The sequence below is a fragment of the Puniceibacterium antarcticum genome, from assembly GCF_002760615.1.
Taxonomy (GTDB): Bacteria; Pseudomonadota; Alphaproteobacteria; order Rhodobacterales; family Rhodobacteraceae; genus Puniceibacterium; species Puniceibacterium antarcticum.
On sequence record NZ_AWWI01000164.1, the window covers coordinates 1 to 15,735 of the forward strand.

15 protein-coding genes and 1 pseudogene are annotated in these 15,735 nt (G+C 59.2%); 10 read left to right on the forward strand and 6 right to left on the reverse strand.

What is annotated here, in order from left to right; translation table 11 throughout:
• The 5 genes and pseudogenes from P775_RS28625 to P775_RS22705 form a co-directional block, all read left to right on the forward strand.
• Positions 1–396 (forward strand): hypothetical protein (locus P775_RS28625; RefSeq protein ID WP_218967752.1); only part of this gene is annotated, 396 nt, incomplete at its 5' end.
• Between the two features lie 224 nt (positions 397–620).
• Positions 621–1,043: a hypothetical protein gene (locus P775_RS22690; RefSeq protein WP_099913118.1), complete on the forward strand. Its 423-nt coding sequence runs from the start codon at positions 621–623 to the stop codon at positions 1,041–1,043.
• A gap of 434 nt (positions 1,044–1,477) precedes the next feature.
• Positions 1,478–2,398, forward strand: a complete 921-nt coding sequence (locus tag P775_RS22695; protein ID WP_099913119.1) for a cyclase family protein — start codon at positions 1,478–1,480, stop codon at positions 2,396–2,398.
• A 361-nt stretch (positions 2,399–2,759) separates the two neighbouring features.
• Positions 2,760–3,803, forward strand: coding sequence for a hypothetical protein (locus tag P775_RS22700; protein WP_099913120.1), 1,044 nt, complete (start codon positions 2,760–2,762; stop codon positions 3,801–3,803).
• Positions 3,764–4,270: pseudogene (locus tag P775_RS22705) on the forward strand (transposase); the annotation flags it as partial. The gene P775_RS22700 and the pseudogene P775_RS22705, both read left to right, overlap by 40 nt.
• A 364-nt stretch (positions 4,271–4,634) precedes the next feature.
• On the opposite strand, the gene P775_RS22710 reads toward P775_RS22705, so the two are convergent.
• A complete protein-coding gene (locus tag P775_RS22710) occupies positions 4,635–6,191 on the reverse strand; it encodes an alkaline phosphatase D family protein (protein ID WP_099913121.1) in 1,557 nt (518 codons plus the stop codon).
• Positions 6,192–6,664: 473 nt separating this feature from the next.
• Between P775_RS22710 and hemP the strand changes: the two genes are divergently transcribed.
• Positions 6,665–6,841 carry a hemin uptake protein HemP gene (gene hemP, locus P775_RS22720; RefSeq protein ID WP_099913123.1) on the forward strand — a complete coding sequence of 59 codons (177 nt, stop codon included), beginning with the start codon at positions 6,665–6,667 and terminating at the stop codon, positions 6,839–6,841.
• A complete protein-coding gene (locus P775_RS22725) occupies positions 6,838–7,320 on the forward strand; it encodes a hypothetical protein (protein ID WP_099913124.1) in 483 nt (160 codons plus the stop codon). The genes hemP and P775_RS22725 overlap by 4 nt, the downstream gene beginning before the upstream one ends.
• A 438-nt stretch (positions 7,321–7,758) precedes the next feature.
• Here the strand turns inward: P775_RS22725 and P775_RS22730 are convergent, their stop codons facing one another.
• The 5 genes from P775_RS22730 to P775_RS22750 are packed head-to-tail and all read right to left on the reverse strand — an operon-like array spanning position 7,759 to position 12,406.
• Positions 7,759–8,550, reverse strand: a complete 792-nt coding sequence (locus tag P775_RS22730) for a siderophore-interacting protein (protein ID WP_099913125.1) — start codon at positions 8,548–8,550, stop codon at positions 7,759–7,761.
• Positions 8,551–8,568: 18 nt separating this feature from the next.
• A complete protein-coding gene (locus tag P775_RS22735; RefSeq protein ID WP_099913126.1) occupies positions 8,569–9,405 on the reverse strand; it encodes a heme ABC transporter ATP-binding protein in 837 nt (278 codons plus the stop codon).
• The gene (locus tag P775_RS22740; protein ID WP_099913127.1) at positions 9,405–10,478 is read right to left on the reverse strand and encodes a FecCD family ABC transporter permease; all 1,074 of its coding nucleotides are present in this window, start codon (positions 10,476–10,478) and stop codon (positions 9,405–9,407) included. The genes P775_RS22735 and P775_RS22740 overlap by 1 nt, the downstream gene beginning before the upstream one ends.
• Before the next feature lie 3 nt (positions 10,479–10,481).
• Positions 10,482–11,366, reverse strand: a complete 885-nt coding sequence (locus P775_RS22745; RefSeq protein WP_099913128.1) for a heme/hemin ABC transporter substrate-binding protein — start codon at positions 11,364–11,366, stop codon at positions 10,482–10,484.
• On the reverse strand, positions 11,363–12,406 hold the full coding sequence (locus P775_RS22750) for a hemin-degrading factor (protein WP_245875821.1): 1,044 nt from the start codon (positions 12,404–12,406) through the stop codon (positions 11,363–11,365). Before P775_RS22750 ends, P775_RS22745 begins: the two co-directional genes overlap by 4 nt.
• A 215-nt stretch (positions 12,407–12,621) precedes the next feature.
• Between P775_RS22750 and P775_RS22755 the strand changes: the two genes are divergently transcribed.
• The 3 genes from P775_RS22755 to P775_RS22765 are packed head-to-tail and all read left to right on the forward strand — an operon-like array spanning position 12,622 to position 15,733.
• Complete coding sequence (locus P775_RS22755) at positions 12,622–14,646, forward strand: TonB-dependent receptor domain-containing protein (RefSeq protein WP_099913130.1); 2,025 nt, start codon at positions 12,622–12,624, stop codon at positions 14,644–14,646.
• 2 nt (positions 14,647–14,648) lie between these two features.
• Positions 14,649–15,077 carry a hypothetical protein gene (locus tag P775_RS22760; protein WP_099913131.1) on the forward strand — a complete coding sequence of 143 codons (429 nt, stop codon included), beginning with the start codon at positions 14,649–14,651 and terminating at the stop codon, positions 15,075–15,077.
• On the forward strand, positions 15,074–15,733 hold the full coding sequence (locus P775_RS22765) for a MotA/TolQ/ExbB proton channel family protein (protein ID WP_099913132.1): 660 nt from the start codon (positions 15,074–15,076) through the stop codon (positions 15,731–15,733). Before P775_RS22760 ends, P775_RS22765 begins: the two co-directional genes overlap by 4 nt.
• The last annotated feature ends 2 nt before the right edge of the window (positions 15,734–15,735 follow it).

A 15,735-nucleotide genomic window follows, 5' to 3' on the forward strand; every position in this document is an offset into this window, starting at 1 on the left:
CGGCAAAACTCAAACCCGGAGTCTCGCTCACGCTGGATAAAAGTTGGGGGCAACGTCACTGGCTCTTGGCGATACGAACGGGAATGGCGGCTCATCGGCACCCGCGGCTTACAAGACTCACCTCTCGAACTTGAAGAAGTCGTCTTTGGGATCAGATGTGGCTCTGCCCTGAAATATACAATATTCAAAGCACTCGAGGACCGGCGCCGACCTATCAAGTTTTATGAAATTCAGGAGCAGCGCGGTGACTTCACGCTTCGCAAATGCGAGATCGACTTTGGAGAGTCTCGCGCATACTTTCCTCTCCGCGCACGCGACTACATCGACGCTTTTACCCCTATTATCGAAGCCTTGCCCCCTATCGACATCGCGAAACTGCCACTGCAGAACTCATGATAATATCATGCCAAATAAAACGCACAGTTAAACCGAGAGGCGCAGAAATCATCGCTCCCTTAACTCCAAGGTTCGCCGACAAGGCAAGACCCTTACCCGGAATGCCCCCATAGGCAGACGCCGATCTGGCCTAGGACTTCGTGTTCTCAGCCCGTGTCCGAACACGGACGCACAGATCGCCTTCTATCATCATTTTATATGAAACATGATGAAGAGGTAAGAACATGACTGATAGCCCCACCGCCCGCCTGATCGCCGAAGCCATTAACACCAGCGGCAAGACGGAGATGCAGATCGCCAATGAAATCGGCTTTGAACGCTCCAGCACGGTCTCCATGCTGAAGACCGGGCTGATACGTATACCGATAGAGCGGATCCCAGCCTTTTCCAGGGCCACCGGGATCGACCCGGTGATGCTGACGCACGTGGCAATGAACGAGTATATGCCCGAGACTTGGAACTCGATCTCAACACGCGCCGAGCCAGTTCCCGAGGCGCAGATCAACATCCGCGGGCCGCAGCCCGTCGTCGACAGGTTCAAACGTGTGTGTCAGGCTGAACGGCGGATCTATCTGGATATGCTCGAACGTATGATCGAGGTCTGGGAAGCGCGCTTTGATCGTCTCATTGATGAGCTTCGAGAGTAAGATCGACACCAAGAAACGCTAGACGCTCTGAGAAATGTCTCTCAGGGCGTTATATAGCACCACTGAGAGCTATCTCTGCTTCCTGACTAGCATTGCCTGGGTTTTTCAGATTCGCCTCTCCAGGCGGCTATTTTTGCAAAAAAGGTCGCAAATAGAAACTCTGCGGTGCCATGATGGTGCGACCACTTTGTTGACTAGGTATCGCCCAAGAACGACGGCGACCCCGAGCGAGGCAGCTTTAGTGCTCTTTGCTTCCTGCAAACCAGCCGATCAATGGCCTCAGATCAAAGACGCGGCCACCGGCCTTTGCCCGCTCATTAGGCGTGGTGACGCAAAAAAAGCAGCAAGGCCACTGGCATGCCTGCCGCTGCATATACAAGACGCCAGCAGCGCCCTAGCGTTCGCTTCAGAATGAATATCTGGGAGTAAATACAATGAGACATGCCGCACTGCTCGGGGGCGCGATTGTCGTGGGATGCGCCTGTAGCGCGATGGCGCAAGACAATGGCCTCTGGGGCGCCTACGACGATATCTTCAAGGGGGCAAAGTACGTTGACCTCACCCATGTCATCACCCCCGAGATCCCGGTCTGGCCCGGCTTTGGCGACTCGACGTTCTTTCCCGCCGAGGCAGGCGCAGATCTGGGCGACTATGCGGCAAAGGGCGACATCTACACCTATGAAGACCACGGCTTTGTCGCGACCTCATATCTGCTCAAGACCGACCAGCTTGGCACCCAGCTTGATCCACCCGCCCACTGGGCGGCTGAATACCCGACCATCGATGAGCTACCCCCCACATACACCCTGCGCCCTCTGGTCGTGATCCCGATGCAGGACAAGGTAGCCGAGGACTTTGGCTATGCCCTCCAGGTGTCAGACATCGAGGCATTTGAAGCAGAGCACGGCACGATCCCTGCAGGCTCTGTCGTCTTTGTGCGTTCGGACTGGTCGAAGGGCTGGCCGGATAAAGAGTTCGCCGCGCGCACGCCCTTCCCCGGTGTCGGCCTGGACGCGCTGAAGTTTCTGCACGAACAGCGTCACATTCTGTTTCATGGGCATGAGCCACTGGATACGGACGCCACCCCGACGCTGGAAGGCGAATACTGGCTGATGCACAACGGCTATGCACAGGCCGAGGGTGTTGCGAACCTTGATCAGGTCCCGCCAACGGGATGCTTGGTCTCGATTGGCTATCCCAAGTTCAAAGGTGGAGTCGGGGGCTATGCCCGCTATGTCGCGATTTGCCCCGCCGACTGGCCGCATGGGGTCGCGATATCAGATGCAGATGCACCGCTGCCCAAGTCGGACAAGCCGCTGCACTGGGACGCCGCGGCAGGCATGCGCGTGCGCTGACAGCCTGACCGGGGCGGCACGGCCGAGGCTTACCTTGGTGGTGTCGCCTGAAAGGCCAATAGCGCAACCACAGGCGTCGGGACCCAGACATCAGAGCCTCTTTTCGAAGTACCACAATCCCGACGCCCACAAAGCATCCGATGGTCACAGACCAGCTTTAACCTGTTTAAACATTTAGTTTCGATTATAAGTCACGCTCGACCGACAAGACGAGCACCCGACCATGACACTCATTTCCGTGCCCATCACGACCACCGAGTTTCATGACTCCGACGTACTGCCGTCACATCTCAGATCTCTCGAATAGGCTCTGAAAGACACCAACGCCAAGCAGACAAGCCTGAAGAACCGGATCGTCGGGATGCCTGACGTGAATCTTCATCACTACAGGTGCCGGGCTGTCTTCGACTGGATGGAAGTCGCGATAGATCTGCCAAAGAAAATGCTGACCCTCAATGTTGGCCGGGCGCTGAAGACCGCGCTATCAGATCCGGGCCTGGGCGGTGTGATGGTCACAGACCGCGCCCGCAAGACGGGCGAGCACACAGATCAGATGCTCATCCGCCTTCAGGATCCGAGCCTCCAGAGGTTCAAGAAACTGTTTGAGGTCATCGAACGCCGTTACCATGTGCCGAGCGCCGGACCCACGATGCAACACAGGGTTGTAGGCCTTGAGCTGTCGGTGGACTTTTACCCCAGGCCATCGAAGATCAAAGACGAAGATGACCGCATACTCCGGCGCATCCAGATGTCGGAGCTGCTGCGCAAACACTTCGCGCCGGATGAACTCTTCATCAGCGGTGACTTTTCACACACCCGCGACTGGCTGCGCTATTCAGACGGGATGACATACAGGCAGATCAGCGCTGTCCCCGGTCCCGCAGCGAAGGCATTGCGAGAGGTCCCGAAACTCTTACTTGCAAGCTCTGATCCGAAGGGACACGCCCCGGCGCCGATTAACGCCACGGTTTACGTTGGAGAGAAAGAGCGCGAGCTGCATTACAGGCTGCAAGACAAGACCGGGAACATGCGCCAAAAGAGTGAGTTCCGCGCCCTGCCCCCGCAAGAGCGCAGATCCCGGATCGAGTACACCTTGTTCAATAAAGGCTGGAAGGGTGAGACACTTGCAGAACAACTCGGCATATACACAGTCAGCGACATCTCCGGGTTTCAATTCCAGAACAACAGAACGTCATTGCTGACGTTCGAGCTGCCTGTCTTCAGTGTGGACAAGACAGGCGCCCCGGCCCTTGAAGAAATTGAGATCTTCAAGAAGACGGGCTGCGTCGGCCTCAAGCTCTTTCACATAGGACGACAAGAGATTGAGCGCGCTAAGGACATTCGGGATGAGATGGGGCGCCTCCCAAACCCGACGTGCTGGCGGTGCCCGAAGCCCCCAATGTGACCTGATCCATGGACTTCATGGCCGACCGGCTGGGTGACGGTCGCCAGTTTCGACTGCTGAACGTGCTGGATGACTTCAACCGAGAAGGATTGGGCATCGAGGTCGATTTTTCCTTGCCCGCTGAGCGCGTGATCCGGAGCCTTGATCGCATCATAGAATGGCGCGGCAAGCCGGGCACGATCAGGGTCGACAACGGCCCGGAATACATCAGTGGCAAGCTGCTGATATGGGACGAGAAACAGGGGATTACCATCCAGCACATCAAGCTAGGTCAACCTCAGCAGAACGCCTATATCGAACGCGACAACCGCACCGTCAGGCACGAATGGTTGGACCAGTACATCATCGAAACCACCGAGGAGGCTCAGGATTTCGCCACACTATGGCTCTGAACTTACAACAACGACCGCCCGAACATTGGCATCGGCGGTATCACACCCGCCCAGAATCTGAAAATGGCCGTGTAAGTTCTACGACTGCACCCTGTTAGAATTGGGGGCATTACCGTTGGAAAAACCGCTGCAGGCGGCGGTAGGTTGACTCAACCTTAACATGAGCCGGTCGCTCTGCAGCACTATGGGTCAGGTTGACGGTGCGGGCGCTGATCATCCCAATCACACGCAGGCAGAGCGTCTCCACGCGTGACTTGCCCAGATGAACATGTGGGGTTAACACCTTGCTGTAGATCGGCGAGAGCAAAACTGGTCATGGACGAACTCCTCGCAGGGAAACAGTCCGTGTTCAGAATCCATCTCGCCGGTCGGCACCAGCCTCAAAATCCGCAACATGCGCCCAGTGTCGTGTAGTCTGGGCCCGCCCATCATGTGAAGATCAGATCGTTGTGCCTTCAGGGTCGAGGGTGATTGACCAAAGTTCTGTATTGGCGCGATCCATCAGGCGTACTTTCATCTGCTGGGTCGCACCATCCACATCAACAAGACCAAAGAACTGCAGACCGGCCGACGGCGGCAGATTCACCTGACCTTCTTCGGGGGCCTTTACGAAGCGCAGCTCAGGACCAAAGGTCTGGTCCAGTGCGTTGGGGCCGAAGGTACCCGCGTGCAGCGGACCGGATACGAATTCCCAGAACGGATTGAAGTCCTGAAACTTCGCCTTGTTCGGGTTGTAGTAATGCGCAGCCGTGTAATGCACATCCGCCGTGAACCAGACAACATTCTTGATGTTGGCGGATTTGATAAAGCGCAGCAGGTCCGCAATTTCCAGCTCGCGCCCCTTGGCGGCGCCGTCATCACCGTTTGCCACGGCCTCGAACAGGGTGTCGCCGTCGCGGACAACCAGACCCAGCGGCATGTCGGATGCGATTACCTTCCAGGTGGCCCTCGAATTGGCCAGCTCGCGCTGTAGCCAGGCGACCTGATCGGTGCCGAGGAACCGCGTGACATCCGATTTGTCGGCCTGCATGTTGTCGGTATTGGGGCCGCGATAGCTGCGCATGTCGAGGAAGAAGATATCGACCATCGGGCCATATGCCATCTTGCGATAGACGCGGCCCGGTTCAGCCGGTGTATAGCTGATCGGTGTCATCTCGTGGAAAGCTTGCGCGGCACGCGAGGCGAGAACATGGACCGACTTTTCGCTGTAACGGTCGTCGGCGCTCAGATCCTTGCTGTCGGACCAGTTGTTGATGACTTCGTGGTCGTCCCATTGATAGAAGGTCGGCACCATGGCGTTCATCGCGCGTACATGTTCGTCGAGCATGTTGTATTTCCACTGACCGCGATATTCGTCCAGCGTTTCCGCAACCTTGCGTTTTTCGTCGGTCATCACGATGTTTTTCCATGTGGAGCCATCGGCCAGATCGACTTCGTCCTGCATGGCCCCATCGGCATAGATCGTATCGCCGGAATGTAAGAAAAAATCCGGCTCGTGCTGGGTCATGGTGGCGTAGGTTGCCATGCCCTGCTCGTCGATGCCCCAGCCCTGACCGGCAGTGTCACCTGACCAAGCAAAGCGGATCGACCGGCGCCCGGCGGGCGCTGTGCGGAAGCGGCCGACGACCGGTTCAGATGTGATATTGAGATCGCTTAGATCGGCCGCAGTGAAACGGTAAAAGATGTCCTGATCTGCAGGCAAGCCTTCGACGAGCCGCTTTATGGCGTAGTCGGTGCTGGGCAGCGCATCGAGCGTGGTCAGACGGCGGGCATTGGCAAAGCTCTCGCTGGTGGAGACGTCCATCATCACACGTGCGGGGCGGTCCGTGCGTGTCCAGATCATGCCAGAGGATGAGGCGACATCCCCCGATTGCACGCCATGAGTGAAAACGGGCCGTTGCGCCGCTTTGCTCAGGCTGGGCATGCCGAGCGTTGCTGCAAAAGCGGTGCCGCCGACCAGAACGGCGCGGCGAGTGGGTCTGATGAGCTTGGTCATGATTTCGTCCCTTGCATGTCGTGATGGCTCGCTCGGCCATCTGCCGCGATATGTCGGGCGGATACGTGACCCCTGAGCGACGACTGCATGAAATTTGAAAAACAGTTGCGTCACGAATCTCGATTGAACAGGCGCCAGACGACATCGGTGCGCCGAAAATCCGAGATCGTCAGTGAGGTTCTCTTTCCATATGCGGAAAGGGACCTCATTTCAGTTGACTATTTTTGTCGGGTAAGTATGAATCGTCTTGTCGAACGCGACATATGATCCTAGCCACCTGATCTTTGGGAAGCCCGGAACCAACAACCCTGCCGGAGGTGCCAAATGGACAAGTCCACTCACTGCGACACTGCCACCCAAGACAGACAAGAACCTGTCTTGTGCTGGCGCGAAATTCTGCAAACGGCGTTTGGCGGTGTTTTCCCATCTGATCATCAACTGGATTCCCTCATGGATCATTACGAGAGCCTGTCATGAACGCGATGACCCATCTGAAACCGTCCGCCACAAGCCCTGCCCCGTCCGAGGCAATACCAACCTATGACGCCCGCGCCTTGGTGGCTGACGGCGTTCAGGCGCGTATTGTTCTGGACGGGCAGCCCTACGTCCTGCGGATCACACGCGCAGACAAGCTGATCCTGACAAAATGAGGGCCGACCATCATAAACGCGGCGGCGCGCCTATCGGCACGCTGACCGGGATGGATCCATGGCAGGCAGAACTGATTCTGAACCTGCGTCTTTGGTGCGAAGGCCCCAACGGTCAGACGCAAGTTTGGGACAGCTTTACCACTGCTCTGCCTGATGACGCGGCGCAAAAGGAATTCCACGCTTTCGCACAGTTGATTCAGCTGATTGGATCACGCTGCCGCCGCCCATTGATACGGCACGATCTGAACTGTGACTGCGTCGGGTCAGACGAGGGTATTTTTGCCCATTTCGTCGCAACAGCGAGCGAGGGGCACTTGGCAGATGCAGCGCTTATGGCGACCCTGCTCATGTCCGCTGCCGAAGCGGAAAGCGCCGCAATCCTTGCAGCGCGGGTCGGCACAACAGCGCGAAAGATGTCCGGTAACACCGCCGTAGCGCCCCAGGCCAGCCTTCCGAAAAACGTTGTTCGTCTGCATTGATCTTCGGTGTCAAGGTTCAGCCCGAAACGTGGTACTAAAGGTTTCGGGCCAAGCGTCTTGGCAAAGCAGTTTTGACATGGGCCTAAAAACCAGAATCAGTTTCTGACGGCAGAATCAGCCAAGCCTTGTGCAATTAGGTGCGAGCGGCACAGCGCCGTACCAGAGAGACCTTTTTGGGAGGTCCTTAATACCCTGCATCACTGGATCCATATCAGTTGGACCCGCCGCCATAAGGCAGGGGTCCGTGATCTGGAATTATTTGGCACTGCCACAGTGGCGTCTGTCGCGTTCTAGCGGGTCAGATTCGGAACCGGCGGACACCGATTTTGCCATCTCTGACCAGCATCGAAGGGTCAAGCTATTCTGGCGAGCAATAAAAAATTTGCACGCCTTCCGGATATTGATCTTTGCAGGAAAGCGTCACGCGGTCGAGCGTTCCTACCGCTTCATGTTCTGATGCTCATCTTCCACCAGACCGATCTTCCAGTAGCCAGAAATATAGGTGTCGTCCCGGGGCAGGCCGCGCTCAACCTGCAGGTACTGGCGCAAGCCATTGATCACGCTACTCTCTCCAGCGATGCAAGTCTGCACACGCCCATCTGGCCAGTCAATTTCGCGGATCAGCCTTTCTTGAAGGGGAGACGGTTGTCCGGTTTCAGGTGTTACGATCCAGTGCTGCCTGACGCCTGTAGGGGCGACAATGGTCTGGCGGTCAGCCGCGGTCGGGATCTCAAAGATGGCGACGCCCCGCGCGTCCTGTGGCATCGCCTCAAGCGTCGCGGCGACAACCGGAATGGCAGACATGTCGGCAGCCAGCAGGTACCAGTCAGCGTAAAAGGATGGCACCTTGACCCGACCTGGGCCCGCAAAGCCGCAAAAGTCCCCCGGACGCGCACGTGCGGCCCAGGCAGATGCCGGGCCATAGTCGCCATGTGCCACGAAATCTATATCCATCTCGCACGCCTCCTTGCGGAAATGGCGCACGGTGTAGGTGCGTGTCGTGGGGCGTGGACCGTCGGTAAGCTGGCGGGAAAAATCCTCAAGCGGCTGATCCTGTTCTGGCAGCATCAGTTTGCAATTTGCCCCCTCGCATCCTTCGACAATGTCACCCAGATCCGCGCTGTGCAGCGTCACCCGGATCATGTTGGGTGTGATACGTCCCGCAGACTTTACCAGCAGCAGCCGGGGCGCGGGTCTGGCCGGTTTACGGCTTTCATTCAGGATATTCATGTCAATTCGCTCCTCGCCTTAACAGCCTGTGTTGGTGCGGACGGCGCTAAAGGGTGCCAGCGGCCCTATGTCATGTGTCAACTGCGCGGTATGTGGCAGCACGAAAGTGGATGTCATCGGCGGCGCCACGCTGACGCGCAGACCGCAACCATAGGCATGTGACAGCGTGTCATCGGTCATGACCTGCGCCATCGGCCCTTGGGCCACCATTTGCCCTGCCGCCATCACTGCGACGGTATCGGCAAACATCGCCGTCAGATTGAGGTCATGCATCACCGCAACCACGCCGCCACCGACCTTGGCAAAGTCGCGCGCGATGCCCATGACCAGCAGCTGATGCGCGATATCAAGACTGGCGACCGGTTCATCCAGTAAAAGCCAACGCGCCGCGCCCTGCCACACCGGATGCCAGACCTGTGCCAGAACGCGCGCGAGTTGCACGCGCTGCTGTTCACCCCCGGACAGCTCCTGATAAAGGCGGTCCGCATATCCGCTCAGCCCAACCCGCGCGAGTGCCGCAGAGGGCACAGTGGCATCGCCCCCGGATGTACCGCCGAACAGGCCCATGCGCACCACTTCGATGACTGTAAAGGGAAAGGCCAGCGCAGCGGCCTGTGGCAGAACTGCGCGGCGCGCGGCCAGTTCCCACCCCTTCATCCCCGCAATGTCGTGACTGTCTAGGCTGACAGTGCCGTTGTGCTCCACCTCTCCGGTCAAAGCGCGCAGCAGGGTTGTCTTGCCCGACCCGTTCGGCCCGACAATGGCCGTAATCTGCCCGGGCTGCGCGGTGAAGTCGACACCGCGCAGGGCCTTCTTGCCCCCGAAACTGACCGTTATGTTCTTTGCCTGAAGCATTACAAATCCACCAAGCCGCGCCGCCGCAAAAGGATCCACAGGAAGACGGGCGCGCCCAACACAGCTGTAACGATCCCGATCGGCAATTCCGCCGGGGCGATCACCACACGGGCAATCACATCTGCACCGATCAGCAGGCTGGCGCCCAGAAGCGCTGCGTTGGGCAGCAGCATCCGGTGATCCGGGCCGGTCGCAAGGCGCAGCAGATGTGGCACGACGATGCCGACAAAGCCGATCCCACCCGCAACCGCAACCGCCGCACCGGTCGAGGCTGCAACGGTCATCACCGCAACGTTCTTGAGCCGCTGCACCGGGATGCCGATGTGATGCGCTGTCGCTTCGCCCAGCGCCATCGCGTTCAAACCACGCCCCAGAAAGCCTGCGGCAGCAATGGAAGCGAGGATGAGTGGCCCTGCGACAAAAAGCTTGGGCCAAGTTGCCCCGGCGAGTGATCCCAGCCCCCAGAAGGTCAGATCGCGCAGCTGCGTATCATCAGCCATATAGACAAGGATTCCTGAAACGGCCCCGGCCAGCGCACCCAGCGCGATTCCCGCCAGCAGCATCGTCGCAACCGAGGTCCGCCCCGATCGTGTGGCCACACGATACAACAGCAGGGTCGACGCCCAGCCGCCAAAGAATGCCGCCGCTGAGACCAGCCAGTTGCCAAACAGATCGATGAAGGCAACTGGCAGCCATGCTGCAAGCACAATGGCCGATATCGCGCCCAGGCCGGCCCCGGCCCCGACCCCGACAAGGCCCGGATCGGCCAGAGGATTGCGAAACAGCCCCTGCATGACCGCACCGGCCACAGCAAGTGAGGCACCGACGCTGGCCCCCATCAGGGTGCGCGGTGCGCGGATGTCCCACAGAACGACGCGTTCCATATCCGAAAGCACCTGCCCGGTTGCCAGCTTGCTGAGCGCACCCCAAAGTGAAGTACCCGCCGCACCATAAGCCAGACTGAAAAGGCAGCTGATCACCAGCAGCGCCAGAAGCCAGAGATGGGCGCGGCGCGCGGTGACCTCACGGCCGCCCTTTGGGGTGTCAAGCAACGCGTCAGTTATAGCCGCCATGCCCTAGCCCCCGTACAAAGCCGAGGAAAGCTCGTCCACCGCATCCGCCGTACGCGGGCCGAACCCCAACAGATATAGCCCGTCCATCCGCACCACGGCGCCCGTTTTGCCCGCCGGTGTGAGCGACACCGCAGGCATCGCCACAAGCTCTGCCGCTGCGGCCCCATGATCACCGCCCCGGTCCATCATTAGAATCACATCGGGGGCAGCGGCGATCACCGCCTCATCGGTCAGCGGCTTGTAGCCATCAAAGGCAGTCACGGCGTTGTCGCCCCCGGCAAGCGCGATGATCCCTGCCGCCGCGGTGCCCATGCCGGAAGCAAGAATGCGATCATTCTGCGTTGACAGTATAAACAGCACCCGCTTGCGCTGATCCGCACCACGTGCCGCTGCACGGGCCTGAGCCGCCTGCAGGCGGTCATCGATATCGCGGGCAAGGGCCTGCGCCTTGGCCAGTTCACCGATAGCCTCCCCGACGGCCGTGATCTTGGCAACGACGCCCGCGCGATCATATGCATCAGGGATCACGAAATACGGCAGGTTTGCGTTCTTCAGCACGTTGATGGTTTCGGGCGGTCCCGCGCCTTCTTCGGCGAGGATCAGGCCGGGCGACACCGATAAAACCCCTTCGGGCGACAGAGCACGGACATAACCGACATCGGGCAGGTCCTCCACCTCGGGTGGAAAGCTTGAGGTGGTATCGCGCGCCACCACCCGGTCACCGGCCCCAAGGGCAAAGATAATCTCGGTCACCGACCCACCAAGGCTGGCGATCCTATCGGGCTCGTCCGCCTCTGCACCCGCGGTTCCCACTGCGAGGGTTGGTGCCATGGCGGCGAGGGCAAGCAACAGCGATCTGCGCCCTAACACAATCGACCCTCGGGTCATGCCGATGCCTCTTCTGACAGGCCCTCAAGCTTTGCCACAAGCGCGCCCCACGCCGCACGGCAATCGCGCCCTTCCTTGCCCACACCAAAGACCTGCAGGATCAGCATGCCCTCCTTGTCGAAGGCCTCGACCGACACGGCCGGGCCGCGCTGCGTGGGTTTTTCCACCGCCCAGACTTCGGCAATCTGATCGGCGCGGAGATGCAGGTTGAACCCCGGATCCATGACGTTCTGCCACGGGCCCATGGGGGTCAATGTGTGCACAGGTCCGCTGTGAATCTGGATGCAGCCGCGGTTGCCGACAAAGACCATGACCTCAAGCCCGAGGTCGCGGACCTGCTCAAGCATGGTGTTCACCGCCTCTGTGGCAAGCGCGCGCACAAACGGCGCCCCGACGCTACGGTAGGCGCCCAGCCGGTTCATCCGCAGCTTGGAAGTCAGGCGCATGAACTGATGCGTGTCGGTCATGCGTTGCCATTCCGTGCGCAGGATGTCGAGCTTTTCGGGGTTGCCTTTGGCCGCTTCGACCGGCTGGCGCGGTTCGGTGACGCAGATCGGCGCCTGATCTTCGTGCCGCAACCTGATGCGGGCCGCCTCAAAGGCCGCCACGTCGGAGCCATCGCGTAGAAAGATCTTGTGCACTGCATCGCCAGCGGCATCAAACACCTGAAGACTGCGCTGCACGCCGCGTTCGGTTTCCTTTTCCACCGCAAAGGCATGGCGCCAGTGGGACGGAAACAGCCGCATATCGATATCCTCGGTCAGCACCATCGCCGCGTGTTCGCCCGAGTGGTAGTTTTCATAGACGCCCACCTTTTCGATCACGCAGCTGTCATTGCGTGTCAGCGCCATGACCGGCCCAAGGGTCTGCGCGGCCTGCATGAGGCCATCTGGATGGGGGTTCAGACGCGTGACGCCGGTTCCGCAACGGGCGGCGATCAGATCAGCCTCACTGATACCAAGAGTATCGGCGATGTCGCGCGCGCGCAGTTTCGGGGCGTCATCTTCGTGCTGACGGATTTCGGAAGGGGAAAGGGCCAAGTGCCACCTCATATTTCTCTGGTTGGGAAAGGGGTGGCTTATCGGCGCAAGACCCGACTGGCTGCCAGCCCGGTCAAGGGCCGCATTTATAGTTGACAGTTTTAGTGCGATTTATTATCGACCTCAAGCGGCAAATCAGCATCAGGCTGAAAGTCGTGACGCCACGCCAGCCACTCGCAAGCATCCGGGCAGATAGCCAATCTAGGGGACTTGATATGAGTGGAAGACATCTGCGGGCTGCGCTGTTGGGAACAAGTGCATTGCTGCTGGCGCTTCAGGCTGGTGCCGCAACAGCACAGGCAACCGATGGCGCGTTTCTGGGCACAGTGACTTTAGGGGAAAGCAAGCGTGAGGTTCAGACCGACACCGCCACCCCCGTGACCGTAGTCGATGAAGACGAGATCACCGACCGTCAGGCAGGCACGATTGCAGAGCTGATCGATTCAGTGCCCGGGGTTTCGCTGGTCAACGGATCGACTCCGCAGGGGTCGGGCATCAACATCCGTGGCTATGGTGCCAACGGGACCTTCGGCACCGATCAGAAAGTCGCCGTGCAGATCGACGGCGCATCGGTCGGTGCAGAAGAACTGTACCGCATCGGCACGCAACTTTTCACCGACCCCTTCCTTTACAAACAGGTAGAAGTGATCCGGGGCACCGTGGGCAGTTTCGAATATGGCTCTGGCATCATCGGCGGCGTGGTCCTGCTCGAAACCAAGGATGCCTCTGATTTCACCAAGGGCGAGCTTGGTCTTGCCGGCAGCCAAACTCTATCGTTTGACAGCAATGGCGACGGGCTGACCAGTTCTACAAATCTGGCATGGCAACCGGCCAAAAATGTCGAATTCCTTGCCAACTATACCAAACGGCAGCAGGACCTGCAGGATGACGGCAACGGCGACTTGATCGGATCCAGTGAGTTTTCTCTGCCGTCTTACATGCTGAAGGGCAAATACACCTTTGGTGCGGCCGAGGCGCAATACCTCAGCTTCAGCTATTCCGACACCTCTACCAGCGAAAATGACGTCCCCTATGACACCTTCGCGACGACAACTGATTCTTTTGGCAATGTGGATCGCGATGTTCAAGAAAGCACCGCGGTCCTGACCTATGGCTGGAACCCGGCCGACAATGACCTGATCAATCTGACCGTCGCGCTGTCCTATGCGGATCAGCAGATTGACCAAAGTTATGTACCCGGCAGCTCTCAGCTTGAGGGTACGCCACAGTTCGCGAGTGTCGCCGGTCTGGCGAATGCCGATCACCGCTATCAGACGACGAAGCTTTCCTTCAAGAACACCAGCCTGTTCAACACAGGCGGCATTGATCACGAACTGCGAACCGGTCTTGAGCTGATCCGAAAGGAGCGCGAGGATGCGTCTTCCGCGCCCGGCGGCACAGACAAGCGTGTGGCCCTGTTTGCCGTGGACGATATGCGCATCGGCGATGCCTGGACGGTGACCCCGGCCCTGCGCTACGAATACTCCAAACTGGAAAGTGCGAACCCCGCTAATGGCGGGCCGTATGACGATAACGTAGTCATGGGTGGGCTTTCCGTGCGCTATGCCTTCGGTAACGGGTTGGCCCTATTCGGCAGCGCGGCGAAAACCCAGAACCTGCCGATTCTAGACGACCTCACCAGTTCTGTCCTTATTCAGCAGGCGGAAACGGCGCGTACTTACGAACTGGGTGCATCCTATGACGGGCGCGACCTTTTTGCCTCGGGCGACCGCTTTGCGATCAAAGGGAACATCTACTCTACCCGGCTCACTGACATCACTTCCTATACATCAGCATCCGGACCAACTGGCACCTATCCTGACAGCATCGATACCCGCGGGATAGAGATCGAGGCGTCGTATGCAATGGAATCGGGTTTCTATATCGACATGAACGCCAACATCGTCGATGGCCATGAAAGCCGCAATGGCACCGACACCGACTGGCGCAACACACCGGCAGATACGGCGCGTCTGACAATGGGCAAGACCTTTGGCGAAGAGCTGGACATGAGCTGGGAGCTGGTCGCCCAAAAGGACGGGGATAACGAGACCTATGACAGCCGCGGATTCGGGGTGCACAACCTGCGTGCCACCTACAAGCCGCAGAACGGTGTGCTGGAAGGGTCCGAAATCCGCCTGAGCGTCGAGAATGCCTTTGACCGCGACTATCAACCGGCGCTGTCCACCCGCCCGGCACCGGGACGCAACATCAAACTGTCGCTCGCCCGGATGTTCTGATCATGTGTTTTCTGCAAACCCGCGCAGCCCTGATCCTGGCCGCGCCCCTGCCCGCCCTTGCCGACGGAGAAGCCCCCGTCGGCAAGGGGATCAGGCCTGAGCTGAATAGGACGGAAACCTGCCACGGTACATGTCGGATGAGTTTTCTTGCCCAGAACCTCTATGAGCTGCCCATCACGGGTGTGGTTTATGAAACCGCGCGGTTCACGCAGGCAGGTACGCTGGACCGGCTGACGCGGTTCGATTTCGGCGCTCTGCCTCCGGGGCGGCCAAGGGTCCGTCAGTTCGACCTTCAGGATACTGAGTGCGACCCCTCTGGGCAAATTCTGATCAACGGCGCAAGCAACTGTACCGTCAACAGCCAGCCTGACACGGACTGCGACACCTGTCTGACGCTGCTCAGCCGAACCAGAACGGAGCTTTTGGCATGAACCATATGGAGATTTTCCTTGGTCCGATCCAGAAGATCCTTGAGATGGGCGGGGCGGTGGTTGGCCTATTGATCCTCGTGTCAGTCGTCACGCTGGCCACGGTCCTGTTCAAGATCTGGCAATTCCGTGCTGCCGGTGTCGGACGGCACAAGGCCGTGAAAGAGGCCATTGCCCAATGGGACAGTAGCTGCACGCCTGCAGCTCTGCGCGCGTTGCGCAGCAGCCCCAGCCACTTGGCGCCGGTGATCTTCATGGCGATGGAGCAATCTGCCCCTGCCGAGCGTCTTCAGGCAGAGGCCGAGACCAGCTTTGCCCGCCTGGAACGCGGCTTTCGGTTACTGGACAGCGTTGCACAGCTTGCGCCGCTTCTGGGCCTGTTCGGCACGGTTTTGGGCATGATCGAGGCGTTCCAGTCCCTGCAACAGGCCGGATCCTCGGTCGATCCATCGCTTCTGGCCGGAGGGATCTGGGTTGCGCTGCTGACCACGGCGGTTGGCCTGGTCGTGGCCATGCCGACCTCTGTGGTGCTCAGCTGGCTGGAATCGCGGATCGACGCCGACCGTGTTCTGGCCGAACGCGCCTTTGCCACGGTGCTTGCGCCATTGGGTACGACCGACACCCCCCGGTCCCCTTGGCAAGCGCTGGGTCCAGCGTAAGA

Coding starts and splice junctions, on each gene's coding strand:
- P775_RS22755 (WP_099913130.1), top strand. CDS start 12,622: ATGAGTGGAAGACATCTGCGGGCTGCGCTGTTGGGAACAAGTGCATTG.
- P775_RS22695 (WP_099913119.1), top strand. CDS start 1,478: ATGAGACATGCCGCACTGCTCGGGGGCGCGATTGTCGTGGGATGCGCC.
- P775_RS22735 (WP_099913126.1), bottom strand. CDS start 9,405: ATGCTTCAGGCAAAGAACATAACGGTCAGTTTCGGGGGCAAGAAGGCC.
- P775_RS22725 (WP_099913124.1), top strand. CDS start 6,838: ATGAGGGCCGACCATCATAAACGCGGCGGCGCGCCTATCGGCACGCTG.
- P775_RS22710 (WP_099913121.1), bottom strand. CDS start 6,191: ATGACCAAGCTCATCAGACCCACTCGCCGCGCCGTTCTGGTCGGCGGC.
- P775_RS22740 (WP_099913127.1), bottom strand. CDS start 10,478: ATGGCGGCTATAACTGACGCGTTGCTTGACACCCCAAAGGGCGGCCGT.
- P775_RS22730 (WP_099913125.1), bottom strand. CDS start 8,550: ATGAATATCCTGAATGAAAGCCGTAAACCGGCCAGACCCGCGCCCCGG.
- P775_RS22690 (WP_099913118.1), top strand. CDS start 621: ATGACTGATAGCCCCACCGCCCGCCTGATCGCCGAAGCCATTAACACC.
- P775_RS22745 (WP_099913128.1), bottom strand. CDS start 11,366: ATGACCCGAGGGTCGATTGTGTTAGGGCGCAGATCGCTGTTGCTTGCC.
- P775_RS22765 (WP_099913132.1), top strand. CDS start 15,074: ATGAACCATATGGAGATTTTCCTTGGTCCGATCCAGAAGATCCTTGAG.
- hemP (WP_099913123.1), top strand. CDS start 6,665: ATGAACGCGATGACCCATCTGAAACCGTCCGCCACAAGCCCTGCCCCG.
- P775_RS22700 (WP_099913120.1), top strand. CDS start 2,760: ATGCCTGACGTGAATCTTCATCACTACAGGTGCCGGGCTGTCTTCGAC.
- P775_RS22760 (WP_099913131.1), top strand. CDS start 14,649: ATGTGTTTTCTGCAAACCCGCGCAGCCCTGATCCTGGCCGCGCCCCTG.